A 20,771-nucleotide genomic window follows, 5' to 3' on the forward strand; every position below is an offset into this window, starting at 1 on the left:
GCAGGCAGTCGGACGCGTGTTCTGCCTGGTTCCCGAGACGGAGGAAACAGTGACGGATCATGAAGTGGCGGATGTCGATCCGCTGCGGGAGCGGGTCGCCTCGTTCGTCCGCGACCGCGTGTTCCCCGCGGAGGGGGTGCTCGACGCCGGCGGGCCGCCCGCCCGGGAACTGCGCGAGCGGCTGCGCGAGGAGGCCCGCGCGGCCGGCCTGTGGGCGCTCCCCCTCCCCGCCGGACTGGGCGGCGGCGGTCTCGGCCTGCGCGCGTACGCGTCGATCGCGGAGGCGGAGGGGTCCAGCGACCACGGCCCCGCGGCGCTCGGCTCCGCGCCCCTCCTCGACGTGACCATGCTGGCCCGGCACGGGTCGGCCCGGGTGCGCTCCGCCTACCTGCGCGGTCTGGTCTCCGGTGATCTCCGCACCTGTTACGCGATGACCGAGCCGGACACGCCCGGCACCGAGCCGGCGCTGACGGCGACCCGCGCGGAGCGCCTGCCCGGCGGCGGGTGGCGCGTCACCGGACGGAAGTGGTTCGTCTCCCACGCGGGCGACGCGGACCTCGTGGCCGTGCTCGCCCGCACCGGCGGATCGCCCGGGGACCGCACCGGGCTCTCCCTCCTCCTGGTGCCGACCGCCTCGCCGGGGTTCCGCGTCGCGCGGGAGCTGCCCGTCCTCGGCGCCACCGGGCAGTACGAGATCGAACTCTCGGGTGTCGAGGTCGACGCCGACCACGTCCTCGGCACCACCGGGCAGGCCCTGGCCATCGCGGGCGAGCGTCTCCAACTGGGCCGCGCCCTGCGGGCGCTGCGCTGGATCGGCCAGGCGCAGAGGGCCTTCGACCTCCTCTGCGAGCGCGCGGTGGAACGCCGGGGCGGGCGGGCGCCGCTCGCGGACCGCCAGCTCGTCCAGCAGCACGTCTTCGAGGCCCTGCTGGCACTGAGGACGGCGCGGCCGCTGGTCCACGAGGCGATGGAACGGGTCGCGGACGGACGCGACGCCCGCGTGGAGGTCGGTCTGGCGAAGACGGCCGCGGCCCGCACCCTCCAGGAGGTCGCGGACCGGGCGGTCCAGGTGTTCGGCGCGGCCGGGCTCGGGCCCGACACGCCCCTGCCGGCGCTCCTGCGGACCGGGCGGACGGCCCGGATCCTCGACGGACCGGACGAGCAGCACGTCTCCTCCGTGGCCCGGCGCGTCCTGCGGAGCCGTCGGGCCGCCGCCGTCACACCCGCCTGAGGTCGACCCGGCCGAGCAGCGCCGCCAGCCCGAGGGCGAGGAAGAAGTCGCCCCAGACGAGTTCGTGGCGGACGGCCGTCCCGCCGTGCGCGTCGTAGCAGCCGTCGAGGAGCATCCCGGCCGGACGGGTCCCCCGCGGCCGGGTGAGGTGGTCGCGCGCGAGGCGGCGCAGCACCTCACCGGCCCGGGACGCGCACGCCGCCGCCCAGGGGGCGTCGGGGACGAGCGCGAGCTTCAGGCAGGCGACGGCGGTGACGGCGGCGGCGGAGGTGTCGAGCGGGCCGCCGGCGCGGTGGGCGTCGGCCGGCGGGACCGGGGGTCCGACGAGCATCGCGCACTCCGCCAGGAGGTGTCCGGCCGCCCGGACCAGCCGGTCCGTGGACGGCAGGGGGGCCCGCGCGAGCAGCAGAGCGTCCGCGACCGCGAGGAGGAGCCACGCCTCGCCCCGCGTCCAGCCCGGCGCGGGATCGGTCTCCGGCAGCCAGCCGCCCGTCCGGTCCAGCCGCCACGCGGGGACCGGACGGCCGGTGCCCCCGCCCGGCAGGCACAGGTCGAGGTGGCGGTGCAGGTGCCGGGCGGCCACCGCCCGCCCCTCGGGCCCCGCCGAGGCCAGCAGGGGCACGAGACCGGGGACGCCGTCCACGCGGGCCCGCAGCCGCGCGCCCCCGAGGGCCGAACCCCACGGGACGAGACCGAGTTCCGGGTCGAAGGCGCCGGCCGCCGCCCGCGCCGCCCGCTCCCGAAGGGCCCCGGCCGCGGCGTCCCCGGGGGCCAGGGCCGTGCCGTACCAGAGGATGAGGCCGCGTGCCGCGGTGTCCGCCTCGGCCCACGGGGCGAGCCGGGCGGTCACGGCGGCGGCGGCCGCGCGGTCCGCGTCCCGCCCGGTGCGGCCGGCCCGGAGCCACAGGAGTCCCGCCCAGAAGCCGCCCGTCCACGACCCCCGTCCCGTCGTCGTCCACCGGCCGTCGGCGGGGTCGGCGTACAGGGGGAAGCGGTCGCCCACCAGATCCGCGGTCCGTGCCGCGCGGCGCAGCACGAGGCCGAGGGCCTCGTCGGCCCAGCCCGTGCCGGTCACCTCGGGGCCTTCGCGCGCGCACGGCGGTCCCGCACCGCCCAGACGAGCGCCACGGCCGCGGCCGCGGCGAACTCCACGGCCACCAGGGCCCAGCCCTGCCCGTACCGCCCGCGCTCCGCGAACAGCCCGAACAGGGGCGGGCCCACCGCGAACCCGGCGAAGAAGCCCGCGGCGACCAGGGCGGAGTCCTGTCCGGCCCGGCCGGGCGCGGAGCGCTGCATCACCAGCACCATCGAGACGGCGTTGCCGGACACGGCGAACACGCCGACCGCCACGGCGGCCACCCACACCAGCGGACCGATCCGGACGGCGGCGGCCAGCAGCAGCGCCGCTCCCACCGCCCCTCCGGCGAGCAGCCCCGGGAGCCACGCGGCCCGGTCGGGCGTGGCCGCCCGCGACCAGCCGACACGGCCGGCGATCCCCGCCACGCCGAGGACGGCGACCAGGGCGCCCGCCGCAGTGGGCCCCATGCCGAGGCTCCGGGAGCCGAACAGGGCGAGGTAGGTGTTGACGGAGGCGATCCCTGCGCCGAGGAGGAGCGAGAAGGCCGCCAGCCAGGGAACGGGCCCGCCGCGCCGGGCCGGCGCGGCACCGCTCGCGGGGCGCCCCGCCGGCCGCGCCGCGTCCGCCGGCAGCGCTCCGCGGGCCCAGGCGGCCGCGAGGAGCGCGGCACCGGCGGCCGCCCACACCGCGCCCCGCCACCCGATCACGCTCGCGGCCACCGCGAGCGGCAGGCCCGCGACGAAGGCGCCCAGCTGGACTCCCGACTGCTTGACGCCGGTGACGGCCCCTCGCCGCGCCGCCGGCACGGACGCCAGGATCGCCTTGTTCGTCGCCGGATTGGCGAGCGCCTGGGGCAGGCCGCCGAGCGCGACGGCCACGAGAAGGAGACCGGGACCGGGCGCGGCACCGATCAGACCCAGCGCCACCGCGGCGAGCACGAGCAGGGCGACGAGGGCACGGCGGGCGCCGACGCGGTCGACGAGCCGGCCGCCGACGGGAGAGAGCACGGCCGCCGTCCCGAAACCGACCGTGGTGGTCAGCCCCAGCACGGTCTCCGAGACGCCGAGCCCGTCCACGAGCCGCGGGCCCAACGCGCCGAGCAGGAACAGCTGCAGCATCGAGAAGGCCATGGCCGTCGTCAGCAGCGCGGTCAGCCCGCGGGCCGTCCCTCCCCCGGTGCCGGCACCCGTGTCCCCGCTCGTCACCGCGCGTCCCTCCCCGTTCGGCGACCGGACCGGATGCCGTCGCCCCCGAGGAGTCGCGGCGGCCGTCCCGGAAGTTCCCGAGGCGCTTTTGTGGGCCGCGTCACAGTCGCGTGCCCATGTGCCGACAGGCCGAGGATCCCGACCGCTGGACCCGTCCGATGGACCCGTCCGATCCGCTCCGTGCCTCCGGGGAGGGGTGCAAGGATGGGCGCGCCATGACACCAGGCCGATGTGCGCGAGGGCCGAGGGCCGCGACGTTCGCGGCCCTCTGCGTGCTGCTCGCCGCCACCGGCCACATCCTCATGTCGGGCCACGGCCTGCCCGCCCGGACGCTCGTCCTCGCCTCGGCCGCCACCGCGGCGGTCGCCTGGCTCCTCGCCGACCGTGAGCACGGCCTCCTCGCCGTCACCTCGGCGAGCGTGGTCGCGCAGAGCGCGCTCCACACGGTCTTCTCGTGGTCCCGGCCGGCGGGCACGCCGATGTCCCCGCCGATGCGCGACACGTACGCGGCACACGCCCACGTGTCCCCGACGGCCATGGGACACGACGGCACGGTCCCGCCCGTGGGGACGGTGTCCGGGGGCGGAGGCGGGCACGACATGACAGACATGTCGTCGTCCTCGGGGATGCTCTCCGCGCATCTGCTGGCCGCCCTCCTGAGCGGGCTGTGGATGGCGTACGGCGAACGGGCGGCGTTCCGGCTGCTGCGCGCCGCGTCCCTGCGGCTCTTCCGCCCCCTGTGCCCGCTGCTCGCGTCCTTCGTCCCCGCCGTCTGCGACCGGCCGGGGCTCCGGCCCGCGCGAGCGGGTGACGAGCGCGCTCCCCGGCGGCTGTTCCTCGCGCATTCGCTCATCTCCCGAGGTCCTCCCCCGGCACCCGCTGTCCTCTGACAGCCGACTCCCCGAGCGCGACGGTCCGGTTCCGTCCCTCGGGCATCGGTCCTGCCTCCGCCGGCGCCCGCCGGGGCGGGGCCGTACCCGTCACCGGCCACGGCGCCGACCTCGTCGGAGCGCCCCGCCGGCTCCCCCTTGCCCCGTAAGGACCTGTGGCGATGACCCATGCCCACGACACCCTCCTTCGGCGTCCGTCCGGAGCCTCCCGCCCGACGCGCGCCCCGGATCCCGAGACCGACGCCGCGACCACCCGGCTCGCGCTCGCCGCGCGGGACGGCGACCCGGTCAAGGCCGACCTCTTCGTCCGCGCCCTGCACCGCGACGTCCGCCGCTACGTGACGTACCTCAGCGCCGACCGCCAGGCGGCCGACGACCTCACCCAGGAGGTGTTCCTCCGCGCGCTCGCCGCGCTGCCCGGCTTCCAGGGGCGCTCCTCGGCCCGCACCTGGCTGCTGTCGATAGCCCGCCGGACGGTCGTCGACAGCCTGCGGCACGCGGCCGCCCGTCCCCGCCTGTCCGACCGCGACGACTGGCAGACGGAGGCCGAGCACACCCAGCCCCGGGGGCTTCCCGGCTTCGAGGACGGCGTGGCGCTCGCCGAGCTGCTCGCCGCCATCCCGGCGGAGCGGAAGGACGCCTTCGTCCTCACCCAGCTGCTGGGCCTGCCCTACGCCGAGGCCGCCGAGGCCATCGGCTGCCCGATCGGGACGGTCCGTTCACGGGTCGCACGGGCCCGGGCCTCCCTGGTGGCCCTGCTCCGGGGCGCCGAGGAACCGGACACGCCGACGCCGCCCGCCCCGCGGGAGGACGCGGTGGCGCCCGAGCCGTGCACGCGGGCGCCGGCGCTCGCGTGAGAGTCCGCTCGGTGCGGGTGTTCGGGCGGACGACGGAGGGGGGCGGGACCGCGGCGGCGCGCTCCCGCGCCTTCCGCCCCGCCGGGAACCGGACCGCGCGACCGTCCGACTCCTGAGGAAGGACGGCCCGGCCCCACCGGCGCCGCAGGGGTTCCGGAGAGGCAACCGATGGAGAGACCACGCGCGTCCTCGCGCTCCGGGGAGGCGAGGGGGCGGTTCGCCTCCCCTCCCTTCGTTCTCGGGGGGTTCCTCCTCCTGCTGGTCCTGGTCTTCGCGGGGTCGTACGCCCTGGGAGCGGCGGTGGGGCCGATCGGACCCGCGTCGGATCCGCCCGCGCGGCCCGCCCCCTCGCCCACGACGCACGGTCCGCACCACGGCGGGCACTGACACCGCGCCGGGGAAGCGTCCTAGAGCCTGTCTGACAATTGGCGTCGGATCAGGCCGGGTCGTCCGGTGCGTGCGATCGGCGTGCGGCCGGGGCGCCCGCGTAGCGGAGCTACTTGGGCGTTCCGGCCGTGCGGCGAGCGTGCGTGCCGGGCGGGCCGGACCCGGCGAGAATTGTCAGACAGGCTCTAGCCCCGGCGCAGCGGCCGGACGAAGGCGCGGACGTCCTCGACGAGCAGCGCGGGCTGTTCGAGGGCGGCGAAGTGACCGCCCTTGTCGAACTCGGTCCAGTGCGTGAGCGTCGGCAGCAGGGGGTCCGCCCAGCGGCGGATCGGCAGCGCGGCGTCCTCGGGGAAGACGGCCACGCCGACCGGTGCCTCCAGCGGCCAGGGGCCGCCCCAGGTGCGGGCGAAGGCCTCGTCCCCGTGCGCGGACTCGTAGTAGAGCTGGGCGCTGGAGCCCGCGGTTCCGGTGAACCAGTAGAGGGAGACGTTGGTGAGCAGGTGCTCACGGCTGACCGCGTCCTCCGGGACCTTGTCCGCGGCCGTCCACTCCTTGAACTTCTCGACGATCCAGGCGAGCTGGCCGACCGGCGAGTCGGTGAGGCCGTAGGAGAGGGTCTGCGGCCGGGTCGACTGGATGCGCTGCCAGCCCATCCCGTCCTGCTGGAAGCGCCCGGCGAACTCCAGGCGGCCCAGGTCGGTGGCGTCGAGGCCCTCGAAGGCGGCCGGGTCCTGCGGCGGGAAGGTGACGAACATGTTCACGTGCACGCCGGCGACGTGCTCCGGGTCGGCGAGACCCAGCTCCAGGGAGATGGGCATGCCCCAGTCGCCGCCCTGCACGAAGTAGCGGTCGTAGCCGAGGCGGCTCATCAGCTCGGCCCAGGCGCGGGCCACCCGGCGGGTGTCCCAGCCGGCCGCGCGGGTGGGGCCGGAGAAGGCGTAGCCGGGGATCGAGGGGATGACCACGTGGAAGGCGTCGGCCGGGTCGCCGCCGTGCGCGGCCGGGTCGGTGAGCGGGCCGATGACGTCGAGGAACTCGGCGACGGAGCCCGGCCAGCCGTGGGTGACGATCAGCGGCTTCGCGTCCGGCTCCGGCGAGGTGACGTGCAGGAAGTGGACGTCGGTGCCGTCGATCTCGGTGATGAACTGCGGGTACCGGTTCAGCCTGGCCTCGGCGGCCCGCCAGTCGAAGCCGGAGCGCCAGTACTCGGCGAGCTCCTTGAGGTACTCGACCGGGACGCCGCGCGACCAGTCGGCGTCCGGTATCTCGCCCTCGGGCCAACGGGTGCGCGCGAGGCGCTCGTTCAGGTCGTCGATGTCGGCCTGGGGGATCTCGATGCGGAAGGGGCGCATGGCAGCCTCTCGTGGTACGCGTGCCGGAGCGGGCGCGGTGGGCGTCAATGGGGTGCGGCGGCGGCCTGCGGCTGCCGGCGCGGTGCGGTGGTGGCGGGGCCGGTGCGCCGGGCGGCGCGGGAGGCCCGCAGGACGCGCAGCATCAGGCGGGGGCGCATCAGCGCCTGCGGCGGGTCGACGAGACCGGCGACGCGGATGAACGCGTTGCTCAGTTCCGGGTCGTGCTCGGCGGCGGCCTGGAGGCGGGCGACGTAGGCGTTGGCCATCCTGACCTTGAGCGTGCGGCGCCCGGAGACGCCCGGGTAGCCGAGGTCGGAGCCGGCGGCCAGCTCCCAGGGCGCCTTGACGGCGGCCGCGACGTCCTTGAAGTACGCGGCGGCTTTCCGGCCGGGGGGCGCGGCCAGGTGGCGGCGCAGCGCCAGCGACTCCAGGGCGGCCACCGTCATGCCCTGGGCGTAGACCGGGTTGAAGCTCGCCACGGCGTCGCCCATCACGAGCAGTCCGTCGGGGAACCGCGTCAGGCGCTCGTAGTGGCGCCAGACGCTCGCCGGGTAGCGGAACTTGACCGGGTCGTCGACGGGCTCGGCGTCGGCCACGGCGTCGTACAGGTGCGGGATCGGCAGCGAGCGCATGAACGCCTCGAAGCCCTCGGGGTCCGTGGGGGCGTGGTCGCCCAGGATGCCGGTGAGCGACAGCTCGTAGACGTCGTCGTCGCCGGGCAGCCGGTAGAACAGGCCGCCGCGCGGGTGCTCGGGGGTCGCCGCCGGGATGATCGCCTGCGCGTCGCCGAGCGGGTCGTGGTCCAGGCGGTAGTGGCGCGTGGTGTAGGCGAGGTCGATCTCGACCCGCTCCTCCTCCGGCCCCGGGTAGCCGAGCTCGGCGAGCCAGACCGGGGTGCGCGAGCCGCGGCCCGTGGTGTCGACGACGAGGTCGGCCTCGATGTCCCGCGGCTCGCCGCCCGCGTGGCGCGGCTGGATCCGGGCGCCGGTGACCCGGGTCCGGTCGGTGGTGGTGCGGAGCCCGAGGATGTCGTGCTCCTCGAGGAAGCGGACGTTGGGCAGCTGCTGCACCCGGCGGCGGACCTGCTCCTCGAGGACCGGGCGGCCCGCGGGGACGGAGACCAGACCGGTGTCGGCGGCGGCGATGCGCCGGCCGTTGAAGTACCAGTGACAGGCGTGGCCGAAGTCGTCCGGGGGGGCGCCGGCGGCCGCGAGGTCGTCGGTGAGCCCCGGGAAGTGCTCCTCCAGGATCTGCTGGCCCCGGGCCACCAGGCCGTGGGCGTGCCGCCCGTGCGGCACGCCGCGCCGCGGACCCGAGACGTCGACGAGCCGGTCGCGGTCGACCAGCAGGACCTCCGCGTAGGTGTCGGCGAGCACGCGGGCGGCGAGCAGTCCCGCCATGCTGCCGCCGAGCACCACCGCCCGGTGTGCGGCTGTGTGGGCCACGGTGTTCTCCTCCTTCGGGCCGGCGCAGGTCACGGGGTGTTGCGGGGGGTGTTCTGGTAGGCGGCGATGAGCCACTCGCCGTCCTGCTTGGTCAGCACCCAGATGGCGCGGACCTGGCGCTCGGGGGCCGGCTCGGTCTCGCCGGGGGCGAGGACGCCGCCCTGGGTGACGACGACGGCGTTGTCGGGCGAGAGGAACTTGACGGCGAGCGGCGTGCCGGTGACCTGGGTGCCCTTGTACGGTCCGGCGAACGCCTGCGTCATGAAGCCGGCGATGCGCTCGCGGCCGGTCTCGTGCACGCCGGGCAGCACCATGGTGCCGTCCTCGGTGAAGACGTCGCCGAAGGCGGCTCCGTCGTGCGCGGCCCAGGCGGCGACGATGCGCTGCGGCACGGCGGCGACGGCGGTGGTGTCCTCGGCGAGGGCGGTGGCGGTGGTCGTGGCGGTCATGGGGGATCTCCCTGTGTCTCGTCGGGTGGGTAAGGCTGCGGGCCGCCGCGGGCGCGGCGGCGCCGGCCGGTCAGGAGGGCGGTGCGACGGAGAGCGCGTGGCGGAAGACGTTCCGCGGGTCGTAGCGCTTCTTCACCCGCTGCAGGCGCGGGTAGTTCTCCTTGTAGTAGAGGACGGCCCAGTCGGTGCCGGAGGTGTTCCAGGCCGGGTCGGCGAGGTCCACGTCGGGGTAGCTGATGTACGAGCCGTCGTTGACGTCGCCGGGTTCGGGGACGCCTCCGGTCTCGGCGTACACGTCCTGGTAGAAGCGGCGCACCCAGGCGATGTGCAGCTCGTCCTCCTCCGGCGCGGTCCAGGCGCCCGCGGAATAGGACGCCTTGAGGATGGAGTCGCGCTGGGGGACGGCGGTGGCGTCGGGGGCGACCGCGTTGACCTGGCCGCCGAAGCCGGTGAGGACCAGACAGGCCATCGGGTTGTCGTAGCCGGGGTCGGTCAGGTGGCGGTGGACGGCGGCCAGCTGGTGGTCGGTGAAGCCCGCGCGCAGGTATCCGGCCTTGTTCTTGTACCGGCCGCGCGGGTCGCTGGGCCAGCTGTAGGAGGGCATCCAGGTGTCCATCCAGGACACCACCTGCTCCTCGACGTGGGCCGGCGCGGCGCCGCCCGGGCCGGTGAGCGCGGCCAGCTGCTCGGCCATCAGCCCGGCGGCGCCGGGCACGTCGTCGTCGACGACGGAGTTGAGGACGAACGATCCGGCGGAGCGGTGCAGGACGATCAGGTTGCTCCAGATGTGGCGGCCCGGGGAGTCCGGCGCGCTGTTCTTCTCGTGCCAGTCGGTGTAGGCGCGCAGCAGCGCCGTGAGGCCCTGCTCGTCCAGGGTGTCCCAGGACCAGACGACGTCGGCCCGGCGGATCCGGCGCGGTGCGCGGGGCAGGGCCTGCTCGGGGGCGGCCGGCCGGGGGCCGGCGGAGCGCAGCCAGAAGCGGGTGACGACGCCGAAGTTGCCGCCGCCGCCTCCGGTGTGGGCCCACCACAGGTCGTGGTGCGGATCGTCCGGCTCGCGGGTGGCGACGACCGCCCTGGCCCGTCCGGTCTCGTCGGCGGTGACGACCTCGACGGCGTACAGGTGGTCGACGACCAGGCCGTCGCGCCGGGAGAGGTGTCCGTAGCCACCGCCGCAGATGTGGCCCCCGACGCCGACCTCGAAGCAGGTCCCGGCCGGGACGGTCACGCCCCAGCCGGTGTGCAGCTGTTCGTACAGGCGGTCGAGACGGGTGCCGCCGCCGACGGCGAAGGCCGCCATGCGCTCGTCGTAGGAGACGGCGGACAGCGGCGAGAGGTCGATGAGGACCTGGATGTCGGGCGAGGCGGTGAAGTCCTCGAAGCAGTGGCCGCCGCTGCGGACCGCGACCCGGCGGCCGGTGTCGAGGGCGTCCTGGACGGCGTCGACGACGTCCTGGGTGGTGGCGGCGAGGCGGACCGCTTCGGGTCGCCCGGTGAAGCGGTGGTTGTACCCCTCCACCAGACCGGGGTACCGGTCGTCCTGCGGGGTGACGGTCATCCCGCGCTTCTCTTCCGACATGGACGGCTCCTCCTGCGGCGGTCGTGCCCAGAGCCTGTCCGGCGGATCACGGCCGGGTCATCTCCTGGTTTGCGGAGTTGCCGGAGCCGGGTCCCAGTCGTCGGTCAGCTGCCGTTCCAGGGCACTCTCCAGGGGGGTCAGGGGAAGCGCGGTCAGCCGTTCCGGATGTCCGGGGGGCGGCCCCTGCAGGGCGGGGCCGTGGTCGGGCGGTGCGCTCGGGGTCGTCACGCCGATCCACACCCAGCCGTAGTCGGAGAGGGACCAGTAGGCGGTGGTGAAGAGGCGCTTGGCCAGCCGCAGGGCGGGGGCGGGCAGGCGCAGCACGCCGCCGCGTCGCGGCTCGGGCGGGGGCGAGGACGTGGTGACGGTCACCCCGCGACCGTCACACCCGGCCGGCGGCCGACGCATCTCTCGGCGTGCGCACGTCTCCGGTGCCGTCCAGGGCCGCCTGGCCGCGCCTGCCCTCCTCCAGGGTGAGGGCGAGTTCGAGCGGCGCCGACTCGTCGCCCTCGCGCAGGATCGCGGCGGCCCGGCTGAGCTGCCCGGCGATCCGGTCCAGGACGTCGGCGACCGGGCCGGCGTTGTGGGCGAGGACGTCGCCCCACACCCACGGGTCACCGCCGGCCGTGCGGACCGCGTCGCGCAGGCCCTGCTCGGCGAGGCCGAGGAAGCCCAGGGAGCTGTCGGCGAAGCGGCTGGAGAGGACGGCCGCCACCAGGTGCGGGGCGTGCGACAGTTCGGCGACGACCCGGTCGTGGATCTGCGGGGAGAGGTCGAGGCGCTGTGCGCCGCAGGCCTCGATCAGCGCGTCGAGCGTCCGCAGCGCCCACGCGGGGGTGGTCTCGTACGGGCACAGGGTCCAGATGCGGCCGGTGAAGCGGGTGGCGTCGGCGTCGGCCCGGCCGGGGGCGTCGGGTCCGGCCAGCGGGTGTCCGGGCACGTAGCCCTTGAGGTCGCAGCCGCGCAGTTCGGCGTCGGAGACGATGACGTCCTTGGCGCCGGCGGTGTCGGTGTAGACGTGCCCGAGGCCCTGGCTCTGCGCCCGGTACAGGGCGTCGACGACGGCGGACGGCGGGGTGGCGACGACAACCAGGTCGGCGGGCGGGTGCTCGGGGGTCCAGGCGGTTCCGGCGCCGAGCGCCACGGCCTCGGCGGTGGCGCGGGGGTCGTCGTCGAGGAGGGTGACCTCGACGCCCGCGCCGGTGAGGGCGAGGGCCACGGAGGTGCCGGTGGCGCCGCAGCCGATGACGACGGCGGTGCGCAGCGTGGCGGTGGTCATGGGAACTCCTGGCGGCTGGGGCGGGGGGACGGGCGGGCCGGTGCCTGGTGGGCCTCGGGGCAGGGCGGTCGGGGTGCGGTGCGGGACCGCGGGCCGTGCGGTCATGTCCGCTCAGTGCTCGCAGTGGGCGTGGGCGAACTGGCCGGGGGTGCGGCCCTCGCCGGCGGGGCCGCGGTATGCCTGGGCGATGTCGAGCCAGCGGTCGGCCTCGGCGCCGGTGGCGACCAGGGCCAGGTCGTCGCGGTGGCGGCGGCGGGTGACGAGCAGGCAGAAGTCCTCGGCGGGGCCGGTGATCTTGTCGGTGGCGTCCTCGGGGCCGTAGGCCCACAGCTCGCCGTCGGGAGCGGTGACCTCGATGCGGAAGTGCTCGGTGGGCGGGGTCAGACCGCGCGAGAGGTAGCCGAAGTCCCGGGTGAGGAAGGCGAAGAAGACCAGGTGGCGCAGGCGCTCGGTGGGCTCGCGGCGCACGCCGAGGGCGTCGGCGATGTCCTGGCCGTGGCCGAAGATCTCCATGATTCCGGCGGAGGCGAGGACGGCCGCCGGGAGCGGGTTGACCAGCCAGGGCACGACCTGGCCCTCGGGGACGGCGGCGAGGGCGTCGACGGAGTTCTGGCCGAGGGCGCGGAAGCGGGCGAGGAGCTGGGCGGGCGGGAAGCCGTTGAACTGCTTGAGGGCGGCGTTGACGGCGCCGTCGAAGTCGCCCGCGGCACCGGCGGCGAGCTCGGCGAAGCCGTCGGGGTCGGAGGCGGCGGTGCCGGCCAGGTGGAAGATGAAGGTGAGGTGGGCGATCTGGTCGGCGATGCTCCAGCCGGTGGCGGGGGTCGCGGTGTGCCAGGCCTGCTCGTCCAGTCCCTCGACGAGGCGGGCGGTCTCCTCGATGTCGAGGGCGAGGGCCTTGAGGACGTCGTTCGTGGCGGTCATGGTGGTGTCTCCTCGGGAGGGAAGCGGAAGGGAAGCGGGGGAAGGGCGGTACGGGGGGTCGCGGTTCAGTGGGCGGCGGCCGCCGCGGGGCGGGGGGCCCTGCCGGGCGCGGGGAGCCGGGTGCCGATGTCGACGGCGGCGGTGAGCGCCGCCCAGGAGGCGAGCTCGACCAGTTCGCGGTCGCCGGGGTGTGCGGCGCGGAAGGCGGCGAGGTCCGCGTCGGTGATCTGGTGGGGGTTGAGGGCGATCAGGAGGGCGAGCCGCCCGGTGGGCAGGTGCGCCTCGTCGAGCGGGGCGGTCGCCTCGGCGAGCCAGCCGCGGCCGGGGCCGGGCACGACGCCGTCGTACGAGGCGAGGACGGTGTGCAGGAGTTCGCGGACGGCTTCGGGGACCCAGCGCTCGGCGGCGTGGTCGACGGAGGCGACGGCCCGGCCGAGGGCCTCGGCGATGGTGGGGCTGGCCTTCGCCCAGTCGAGTCCGGCGGGCAGCGGGGCGGCGGGCAGCAGCGCCAGGGCGGCGCCGGGCGTCACCGGTGCGCCGCGGTCGGCCCGCATGGCGCGGGCGACCAGGCGCATCACCGGTCCGCGGCCGGCGGCGGGGGCCGCGTCGGGGACGGGCGAGTCCGGCAGGAAGAGCCGGACCATCCGGTTGAGGTAGTGGAAGGTGACGGCGGTGCCGAGGATCTCGGGGGCCTCTGCCGCGTCGAACGGCGGCTGCTCCTGCCCCTGTCGCCCGGTGGCGGCGGCCGTCGCCCAGACGGCGAGCGGACGGTGGGTGTCGGTGCCGGGCAGGGTGGCCCGCTTGGCCTCGTGGACCTCGACGCAGTAGGAGCAGTCGTTGGCCCGCGACACCCCGGTCGCGACGGCCTCCTTGGCGGCCCGGGAGACCCGGCCCTCGGCGAGGAGGGTCTCGCGCAGCAGCAGCCAGGAGGCGGCGAGCGTCTGGGGGGCCGGGGAGTGCAGGGCCAACGGCGGGGCGACGACGCCGAACTCGCGGCGGGCCTGGGCGTAGACCTCGGCGACGGTGTCCTCGGCCCGGGCGGGCGGGACGGCCGCGATGTGCCGGATCTGCCGGAGCGAGCCCTTCAGCATGAGTCGTACGAGCGGTCGCATCGCCGCCTCCTTCTGCGCGTCCGGGTTGCGTGGTGCAACCCACTGGTCATGGGGTTGGTTTTTTGAAGCAACTCACTGGCCGGCGAAAAGCCGTCCGGGCGGATCACACGGTGACCAGGCGCTTCTGCTTCAGCAGCGGCAGTACGCCGTTGCGTCCGTTCTTGTAGCCGGTGGGGGCCGGGGCTCCGTAGGTGACCGCGACTCCCCTGGCCTGGGCGGCGGCGACGATGTGCGGCACGGCGCGCTCGGCGAGGGCGGCGATGGTCATCGCCGGGTTGACGGTCAGGGCGCCGGGGACGGCGGAGCCGTCGGTGACGAAGATGCCGGAGTGGCCGCGCAGTTCGTTGGTGTCGTCGAGGGCGGAGGTGGCCGGGTCGTCACCCATCCGGCAGGAGGCCAGCGGGTGGACGGTGTAGGCGCCGACCAGGTCGTTGGTCCACGGCATCACCTTGGCGAGGCCGTCCTTCTCCAGGATCTCCTTCACGTCGGCGTCGGCCTGGTTCCAGCCGTTCCAGGTGTTCTCGGTCGGCTTGTAGGACAGGTTGCCGCGGCCGAGCATCTGCTGCGAGATGCGCATCGAGTTGCCGGTGGCCGGCGGCGGGCCGAAGACGCCCTCGTTGTCGTCCTCCGTCATGCAGAAGATGGTCAGCCAGGACTTCCAGTGCTTGAGGATCTCCTTCTTCTCCCGGCCGAACCAGGTCGGCCCGGAGGCGTCCGGCACCTGGGCCAGGATGGTGCCGAGGCCGGGGGGGAAGTAGAGCTGCTCCAGGGAGTAGCGGGAGTACTCGGGCAGCGAGCCGTCGAGCTTGTCCCAGCTGGCCACGGTCGGGCCCTTGCCGATCGCGTTGGCGCCGTACGGGAGGTTGCCGTCGCCGCGGGTCAGGCCGAGGATCTCGGCGGCCTTGTCCTCGTTGATGATGGCCGTGTTGAGGCGCTCGCCGTTGCCGGAGAAGTAGCGGCCGACCGCGTGCGGCATGGTGCCGAGGTGGGACTCGCTGCGCTGCAGGATGACCGGGGTGGCACCGGCGCCCGCCGCCATCACGACGATCTTGGCCTCGATGACGCCGGAGCCGGTCTGCAGCCGGTAGTCCTCGTCGTCGACGATGTTGTAGTGGACCCGGTAGTCGCCCTCGGGGGTCCGCGTCAGGTGCTGCACCTCGTGCAGCGGGCGGATCTCGGCGCCGTGGGCGAGCGCGGCCGGGAGGTAGTTGACGGTGAGGGACTGCTTCGCCTCGAAGCGGCAGCCGGCCATCATGAAGTTGCAGTTGACGCACTTGGAGTTGTCGATCGCGGCGGCGAGCGGGTTGGCGGTGCGCCCGGCGTGGTCGCAGGCCGCGGCCCACAGGCCGCCCGCGTAGGAGGCGTCCTCCCAGCCCTGCTTGCTGACCGAGAGGGACTCCTCGATCCGGTCGTACCACGGGTCGAGGGTGTCCCTGCTGACCGCCTTCGGCCACATCCGGCGGCCGATGCTGCCGTGCCGGTCGAAGACGAACTTCGGGGCCCGCGGCATGGCCGCGAAGTACACCACGCTGCCGCCGCCGACGCAGTTGCCGCCGAGCACGCTCATCCCGTCGCCGACGACGAAGTCGAAGATCCGGGTGTAGGAGGAGCCGAGCTTGTAGTCGTGCTCGAACTCGTCGCTCTTCAGCCAGGGGCCGCGCTCGAGGACGGTGACCTTCGCGCCGCCGGCGGCCAGGTGGTAGGCGGCGATCGCCCCGCCGAAACCGCTTCCGATGACCAGGACGTCGGTCTTCTCGATCGTGGTGCTCATGCTGGGCTCCCGGAGAGGGTCGTGGCGGGGTGGAGGTCGGCGAGCTGCCGGCCGTAGCCGGCTTCCTGGAAGCGCCACAGCCCGTCGGCGTCCGGGGCGGTGATGCCCATGGCGGTGAGGCCCGGGTGACCGGCGGCGAGCGCGTCGTCGGTGTGCACGTGGGCGGCGGAGTCGAAGGCCATGTTGCAGAAGAGGGAGAGCAGCACCCAGAAGTCCTTCTCCGGGTGGCCGATGGCGGTGAGCTCGACGATCAGGGCGACCCGGTCGTCGTAGCCGAGGGCCACGAAGGGCGGGACGTCGGCGTCGAGGGTCAGACCGGCCTTGGCCGCGTAGACCGCGGCGTGCTCGTTGACGAGCCCGGCCAGGTCCTCCAGGCCGTCGTGGATGCCGGTGGCGTCCCAGCGCAGGAGGTCGAGCGCGCCGCTGGTGACGGCTCCGCCGCCGGTGCTGACGCCGGCGATCGCCCGGTCACCCGGCCAGCGCTTCTCGCCCGGGACGATGGTGTCCGCGTAGGCCTCGAGGGTCAGGGTGGCTTCTTCCCCGATGTCGACCCTTCGCTCGGGGATTCTCCGTGCTCGGTGCAACTCGTCCTCCGGTGGGTGGGGTTCCTGGTGGCGTGAGAAGAAAGCTAGAAGCATCGAGTCTTTTCAAACAACCAACCCGATCCGCGTTCGCGCGAACATCGGTCCTCTGATGCAACTAACCGGAGTCGCATTGTCTCCGGGCCGACTCGCGGAAAAAAACAGGTCGTTCGCTATGCTCATCCCCAATGCACAGTTCTCCGCGGTGGTCAGGGCCTTTTCCATGGAGTTTGAGGGGACGGCCGGACGCACCTCGATCTCACCGGGGGAAGGGGAGAGGTGGACCGCGACGAAAGAACTCTGACGCTGCCGGCCCGCTTCACCCACCGGCTGCCGATCGAGGCCCTCCTGCCCGCCGACTCGCCCCGCCTGAACGGCCTGGACGAGGAGCACGTGCGACGCCTGGCCGGCATCTACGCCTCGCTGCCGCCGGTCCTCGTGCACCGGACCACGCTGCGCGTGGTCGACGGCATGCACCGGGTCGCCGCCGCCGCGCACCAGGGGCTCACCTCGGTGGAGGTGCAGTACTTCGACGGTGCCGATGAAGAAGCGTTTCTTCGCTCGGTGACCGCCAACATCACCCACGGTCTTCCGCTCTCCGTGGCGGACCGCAAGGCGGCGGCCGAGCGCATCCTGCGCTCCCGGCCCCACCTGTCGGACCGCTCCGTCGCCTCCTGCACCGGCCTCGACGCCAAAACGGTCGCCGCCATCCGTCCCCGTTCGACCGCGGACAATCCGCGCTCGAACATACGGATAGGCGCCGACGGCCGGGCCCACCCTCTGGACCGCACGGCCGAGCGGCTGCGCGCCGCCGAGCTCATGACCCGGCGCCCCGACCTGCCGCTGCGGGCCATCGTCAAGGAGACCGGACTCTCCCTGGGCACCGCGCACGACGTGCGGCGACGGCTGCTGCGCGGCGAGGCCCCGGTACCCGAGGGCCGCCGGACCGCGGCCGCCCGCCGCGCCGCCGCGGCGCTCACCGCGCCCGCCGCCTCCGATCCGCCCGCCCGCCGGCCCCGGGCCGGTCACTCCCCCGCGCCCGCGCCGGCCGCCGCCGCGACCGCCCTCGCCCCGGCACCCGGCACCGGCGGCTCCCGCGGCTCGATGGAGCTGCTGCGACGGCTCGCCGGCGACCCGTCGCTGCGGCACTCGGAGTCCGGCCGGCACTTCCTGCGCTGGCTGCACACCCACGTCATGGTCGACGAGGCCTGGCGGCGACAGGCCGCCGCCGTACCCCCGCACTGCACGGACACCGTCGCGGAACTGGCCCTCCAGTGCTCCCAGGTGTGGAAGAGGTTCGCCGAGGACCTCGCCCGGCGGCGGCTGACCGACGCCGCCCCCGATCCGTCACGACACGCGGCTTCCGCCTCTCGGCAGGGAGCATGATTCAACGACAGGGAGAAACGGTGACCACCACCGCCATCGAAGCCGCTGTCCTCCGGGTGATCGATGAAATGCACGCGAATCTCGGCCAGGAACTCACGATCGACGACATGGCCCGCACCGCCATGTTCAGCAAGTTCCATTTCACCCGGGTTTTCCGGGACGTGACGGGTACGTCCCCCGGGCGCTTTCTCTCCGCCCTGCGGCTTCAGGAGGCGAAGCGTCTCCTGCTCGAAACCGAATTCAGCGTGGCCGACATCAGCAGCCAGGTCGGATACAGCAGCGTCGGCACCTTCAGTTCCCGTTTCAAGGCCTGTGTCGGCGTCTCGCCGAGCATGTTCCGGGAATTGGACGGATTCACCGGGGAGATCGGGTCCGACCCGGCCGCCACGACCGAGGTCCCGACCGTGCACGGCGCGCTGCGCGGGCGGGTGCACCTGCCGGAGGACCGGGAGCCCGGCCACTGCTTCGTGGGTCTCTTCCCCACCCCCGTCCCGCAGGGACAGCCGGTGCGCTGCGTCGTCCTGGACGGCCCCGGCTCCTTCGAACTGCGCGACGTGCCGGTCGGCACCTGGCACGTGCTCGTGCACTCCGTCCCGTACGGCCTGGAGCACATGCCGTCCGGCACCGGCGACGCGGACGTCGTCTCGGTCGGCAGCTACGGTCCGGTGACCGCGCACGAGGACACCCTGCTGATGCCCGCCGAGATCACGCTGCGCCCGCTGGACGCGCTCGACCCGCCGATCCTGATGGCCCTGCTGGACCTGCGCACCGACGCGCTCGACCGCATCGCGGGCTGACCCGGCCCCGGGCCGTGCCCCCGCTTCCGGCACACGACGGGAGGGCCGGCCACGATTCCTCGTGGCCGGCCCTCCCGTCGTGTGCCGGGGCGGACGCGTGCGCTCAGTCCACCGGACGGACCGTCATCGGCAGCCCCCCGCGCATCCGCAGCGACATCATCGGCTCCGCGACGCCCTCGTGCCCCGGCACCACGGACAGGTCGAGGTCCCGGGTGACGAGCGCGGTGACGAACACCGCCTCCATCATCCCGAGGTTGCTGCCGACGCAGAACCTCGGTCCCGCGCCGAACGGGATGTACGCGTACCGCGGCCGGTTCGCCACCCGCGACGGGTCGAAGCGGCCCGGGTCGAAGCGCTCCGGGTCGTCCCACAGGTCCGGGTGCCGGTGCATCGTGTAGGGGCAGACCAGCACGTCGGCCCCGGCCGACACGGTGAACCCGCCGACCTCGTCGGCCGCCTGGGCGATCCGGGGCAGGATCCACACCGGCGGGTACAGCCGCATGGCCTCCTGCACCACCTGCGTCGTGTACGACAGCTTGTGCAGGTCCTCGGCGTCCGGCAGCCGGCCCCCCGCGAGCACCGCCCTGGCCTCCTCGCGCACCAGGTCCCGCACGTGCGGGTGGCGGGCCAGGAGCAGCAGCGTCCAGCCGAGCGTGCTCGCCGTCGTCTCGTGCCCGGCCAGCAGCAGCGTGACCAGCTCCTCCTGGAGCAGCCTGCGCCCGGTGGCCGGGTCCGGGTGGGCCCGGGCGGCGAGGATCATGCGGGCGAACGCGTCGTCCGCGCCGTCGTCCGCGCTCATCCGGGCGCCCCGGTCGGCGACCAGCTCGTCGACGGTCCGGGTCAGCTCCCGGCGGGCGGCACGGAACCGGCGCTGGGTGCCGAACGGCACCCAGGTCGGCACCAGGCCCTGCGAGACCATGTCGAACATGGCCTGGTCCTGCACCGCCTCGAAGGCGTGCGCGATGCCGTCGTGTCCCTCCAGGGAGGTGTCCATCAGGGTCCGGCCGAGCACCCCGAGGGTGAGCCCGGTGACCTCCTGGAGGACGTCGACGGGGGCGTCCCCCGCGCGGCCGCGCAGCAGCTCCACGAGCCGCCCGGACTCCTCCGCCACCGCGCCGGCCTGGGCGGCGACCCGCCCCGGCTTGAACGCGGGCTGCACGGTGCGGCGCTGCTTGCGCCACAGCTCGCCCTCGCTGGTGAGCAGCCCGTCACCGAGCACCTTGCGGGACTCCACCAGGCCGATGCCCTTGTGGTAGTTGGCCGCGTTGTCGGCGAGGACGTGCTTGGCGTAGTCGGGCCGGTTGAAGATGTAGAGCTTCTTCGGGCCCATGTTCACGCGCACGGCGTCGGCCAGCTCGGCCGCCTCCCGCATCATGCCGAGCCGGTCGACCGCCAGCTTGCGCAGCAGCCCCGGCAGCGCCCGGACCGGTGGGCCGGGCGGGTGGACGCTCATCGGTTCCCCCCCGGCTGCTGCGGCACGACCTGCCGGAAGCGGCCGCCGTGGAACACCAGCGGCTCGCGGCCGGGAAGTTCGTCCAGGGCGAGCACCCGGCCGACGTGGATGGTGTGGTCGCCGCCGTCGTACGCGCGCCACCGGGCGCACTCGAAATGGGCCGCCGCCCCCGCGATCACGGGGGCGGCGGTGGCCTGGCCCGGCAGCCAGTCGACGGCGTCGAACTGGGCCGCGCCGAGCGGTCGGGAGCGGTCGGCGAAGTGCCGGGCCACGTCCTCCTGGCCGGCGCCGAGCACCGACACCGCGAAGGTGTCGGCCTCGGCGAGGACCCGGTTCATGACGGCGTCGTTGCCCACGCACAGCAGCACGAGGGCCGGGTCCAGCGACACCGACGTGAAGGAGTTGGCGGTCATGCCGCGCGGGGTCGCGCCGCCGACCGTCACGACGGTGACGCCCGTCGCGAAAGACCCGAGGGCCCGCCGCAGCCGCGCGGGGTCGCCGGTGACGGCGTCCCGCGGCGGCGCGACGGTCAGGGTGCTCATGCGGTCCGCCCCGCCAGCGCCCGGCTCTGGGCGCCGTACGGCTCCAGGGCACGGGCGAGGCCGTCCGGAATGCGCGAGGGCACCGTGTTGGTGTTCGGGCCGCGCATGCACGCGATCCGCTGGCGGCCGCGGGCGATGAGCACCTCGGCCCCGCCGGTCACCTTGACGTAGTCGAAGGTGAACTCCAGCTGGGTCTGGCCCAGCTCGGACAGGCGCATCCGGATGGACAGCTCGTCGAAGGCGGTGATCTCCGCGAAGAACTCGCAGTCCACCTTCAGCGTGAACAGCTTGAGGTCGGCCTGGACCTCGGCCAGCACGTCCGGCGCCTTCTGCTGCAGGAACAGCTCCCGGCAGCGGCCCTGCCAGCGCAGGTAGTTCACGTAGTAGACGTTGCCGACGAGGTTGGTCTCCTCGAAGCCGACCGTGTGCCGGTACTCGAAGTAGTCGTCCGCCATG

General features: G+C 74.7%; 20 protein-coding genes. 5 read left to right on the forward strand and 15 right to left on the reverse strand.

Annotated features, from left to right (window positions below):
• Window positions 1–64 precede the first annotated feature (64 nt).
• Window positions 65–1,231: an acyl-CoA dehydrogenase family protein gene (locus IE287_RS31205; protein ID WP_229883845.1), complete on the forward strand. Its 1,167-nt coding sequence runs from the start codon at window positions 65–67 to the stop codon at window positions 1,229–1,231.
• On the opposite strand, the gene IE287_RS31210 is transcribed toward IE287_RS31205, so the two are convergent.
• Both IE287_RS31210 and IE287_RS31215 read right to left on the reverse strand, forming a co-directional pair.
• Window positions 1,218–2,306 carry a sugar ABC transporter permease gene (locus IE287_RS31210; protein ID WP_189852589.1) on the reverse strand — a complete coding sequence of 363 codons (1,089 nt, stop codon included), beginning with the start codon at window positions 2,304–2,306 and terminating at the stop codon, window positions 1,218–1,220. The two genes, IE287_RS31205 and IE287_RS31210, sit on opposite strands and share 14 nt — an antisense overlap.
• Window positions 2,303–3,514 (reverse strand): MFS transporter, encoded by a 1,212-nt coding sequence (locus IE287_RS31215; protein ID WP_229883846.1) that lies wholly within the window; start codon window positions 3,512–3,514, stop codon window positions 2,303–2,305. The genes IE287_RS31210 and IE287_RS31215 overlap by 4 nt, the downstream gene beginning before the upstream one ends.
• Window positions 3,515–3,729: 215 nt before the next feature.
• On the opposite strand from IE287_RS31215, the gene IE287_RS31220 reads away from it, so the two are divergent.
• Entirely contained in the window at window positions 3,730–4,404 is a 675-nt protein-coding gene (locus IE287_RS31220) for a hypothetical protein (protein WP_189852590.1), read from the forward strand.
• A gap of 161 nt (window positions 4,405–4,565) precedes the next feature.
• Complete coding sequence (locus tag IE287_RS31225) at window positions 4,566–5,261, forward strand: sigma-70 family RNA polymerase sigma factor (protein ID WP_189852591.1); 696 nt, start codon at window positions 4,566–4,568, stop codon at window positions 5,259–5,261.
• Window positions 5,262–5,833: 572 nt separating this feature from the next.
• On the opposite strand, the gene IE287_RS31230 is transcribed toward IE287_RS31225, so the two are convergent.
• The 10 genes from IE287_RS31230 to IE287_RS31275 all read right to left on the reverse strand — a co-directional run bounded on the left by IE287_RS31230 (window position 5,834) and on the right by IE287_RS31275 (window position 16,140).
• A complete protein-coding gene (locus IE287_RS31230; protein ID WP_189852592.1) occupies window positions 5,834–7,000 on the reverse strand; it encodes an epoxide hydrolase family protein in 1,167 nt (388 codons plus the stop codon).
• 44 nt (window positions 7,001–7,044) lie between these two features.
• Window positions 7,045–8,445 carry an FAD-dependent oxidoreductase gene (locus tag IE287_RS31235; protein ID WP_229883848.1) on the reverse strand — a complete coding sequence of 467 codons (1,401 nt, stop codon included), beginning with the start codon at window positions 8,443–8,445 and terminating at the stop codon, window positions 7,045–7,047.
• A 29-nt stretch (window positions 8,446–8,474) separates the two neighbouring features.
• Window positions 8,475–8,894, reverse strand: coding sequence for an SgcJ/EcaC family oxidoreductase (locus tag IE287_RS31240; RefSeq protein WP_189852594.1), 420 nt, complete (start codon window positions 8,892–8,894; stop codon window positions 8,475–8,477).
• Between the two features lie 70 nt (window positions 8,895–8,964).
• On the reverse strand, window positions 8,965–10,473 hold the full coding sequence (locus IE287_RS31245; RefSeq protein ID WP_189852595.1) for an FAD-binding oxidoreductase: 1,509 nt from the start codon (window positions 10,471–10,473) through the stop codon (window positions 8,965–8,967).
• 57 nt (window positions 10,474–10,530) lie between these two features.
• A complete protein-coding gene (locus tag IE287_RS31250) occupies window positions 10,531–10,845 on the reverse strand; it encodes a DUF6059 family protein (protein WP_189852596.1) in 315 nt (104 codons plus the stop codon).
• Between the two features lie 10 nt (window positions 10,846–10,855).
• On the reverse strand, window positions 10,856–11,752 hold the full coding sequence (locus IE287_RS31255) for a prephenate dehydrogenase/arogenate dehydrogenase family protein (protein ID WP_189852597.1): 897 nt from the start codon (window positions 11,750–11,752) through the stop codon (window positions 10,856–10,858).
• Between the two features lie 111 nt (window positions 11,753–11,863).
• Window positions 11,864–12,673 carry a TIGR03084 family metal-binding protein gene (locus IE287_RS31260; RefSeq protein ID WP_189852598.1) on the reverse strand — a complete coding sequence of 270 codons (810 nt, stop codon included), beginning with the start codon at window positions 12,671–12,673 and terminating at the stop codon, window positions 11,864–11,866.
• Window positions 12,674–12,738: 65 nt separating this feature from the next.
• Window positions 12,739–13,785 (reverse strand): carboxymuconolactone decarboxylase family protein, encoded by a 1,047-nt coding sequence (locus tag IE287_RS31265; protein ID WP_189852599.1) that lies wholly within the window; start codon window positions 13,783–13,785, stop codon window positions 12,739–12,741.
• Between the two features lie 103 nt (window positions 13,786–13,888).
• A complete protein-coding gene (locus IE287_RS31270; RefSeq protein ID WP_189852600.1) occupies window positions 13,889–15,556 on the reverse strand; it encodes an FAD-dependent oxidoreductase in 1,668 nt (555 codons plus the stop codon).
• Window positions 15,553–16,140: a DUF5987 family protein gene (locus IE287_RS31275; protein WP_189852601.1), complete on the reverse strand. Its 588-nt coding sequence runs from the start codon at window positions 16,138–16,140 to the stop codon at window positions 15,553–15,555. Before IE287_RS31275 ends, IE287_RS31270 begins: the two co-directional genes overlap by 4 nt.
• Window positions 16,141–16,416: 276 nt before the next feature.
• Between IE287_RS31275 and IE287_RS31280 the strand changes: the two genes are divergently transcribed.
• Complete coding sequence (locus IE287_RS31280; protein WP_229883850.1) at window positions 16,417–17,523, forward strand: ParB/RepB/Spo0J family partition protein; 1,107 nt, start codon at window positions 16,417–16,419, stop codon at window positions 17,521–17,523.
• 20 nt (window positions 17,524–17,543) lie between these two features.
• Entirely contained in the window at window positions 17,544–18,320 is a 777-nt protein-coding gene (locus IE287_RS31285; protein ID WP_189852602.1) for a helix-turn-helix domain-containing protein, read from the forward strand.
• A 103-nt stretch (window positions 18,321–18,423) separates the two neighbouring features.
• Here the strand turns inward: IE287_RS31285 and IE287_RS31290 are convergent, their stop codons facing one another.
• Genes IE287_RS31290 through IE287_RS31300 form a run of 3 tightly spaced genes read right to left on the reverse strand, consistent with a single transcriptional unit; the run spans window position 18,424 to window position 20,770 of the window.
• Window positions 18,424–19,773 (reverse strand): cytochrome P450, encoded by a 1,350-nt coding sequence (locus IE287_RS31290; protein ID WP_189852603.1) that lies wholly within the window; start codon window positions 19,771–19,773, stop codon window positions 18,424–18,426.
• The gene (locus tag IE287_RS31295; RefSeq protein ID WP_189852604.1) at window positions 19,770–20,315 is read right to left on the reverse strand and encodes a flavin reductase family protein; all 546 of its coding nucleotides are present in this window, start codon (window positions 20,313–20,315) and stop codon (window positions 19,770–19,772) included. The genes IE287_RS31290 and IE287_RS31295 overlap by 4 nt, the downstream gene beginning before the upstream one ends.
• Window positions 20,312–20,770: an acyl-CoA thioesterase gene (locus IE287_RS31300; protein ID WP_189852605.1), complete on the reverse strand. Its 459-nt coding sequence runs from the start codon at window positions 20,768–20,770 to the stop codon at window positions 20,312–20,314. The genes IE287_RS31295 and IE287_RS31300 overlap by 4 nt, the downstream gene beginning before the upstream one ends.
• Window position 20,771: the final 1 nt, after the last annotated feature.

Source organism: Streptomyces omiyaensis (assembly GCF_014650895.1).
GTDB lineage: Bacteria > Actinomycetota > Actinomycetes > Streptomycetales > Streptomycetaceae > Streptomyces > Streptomyces omiyaensis.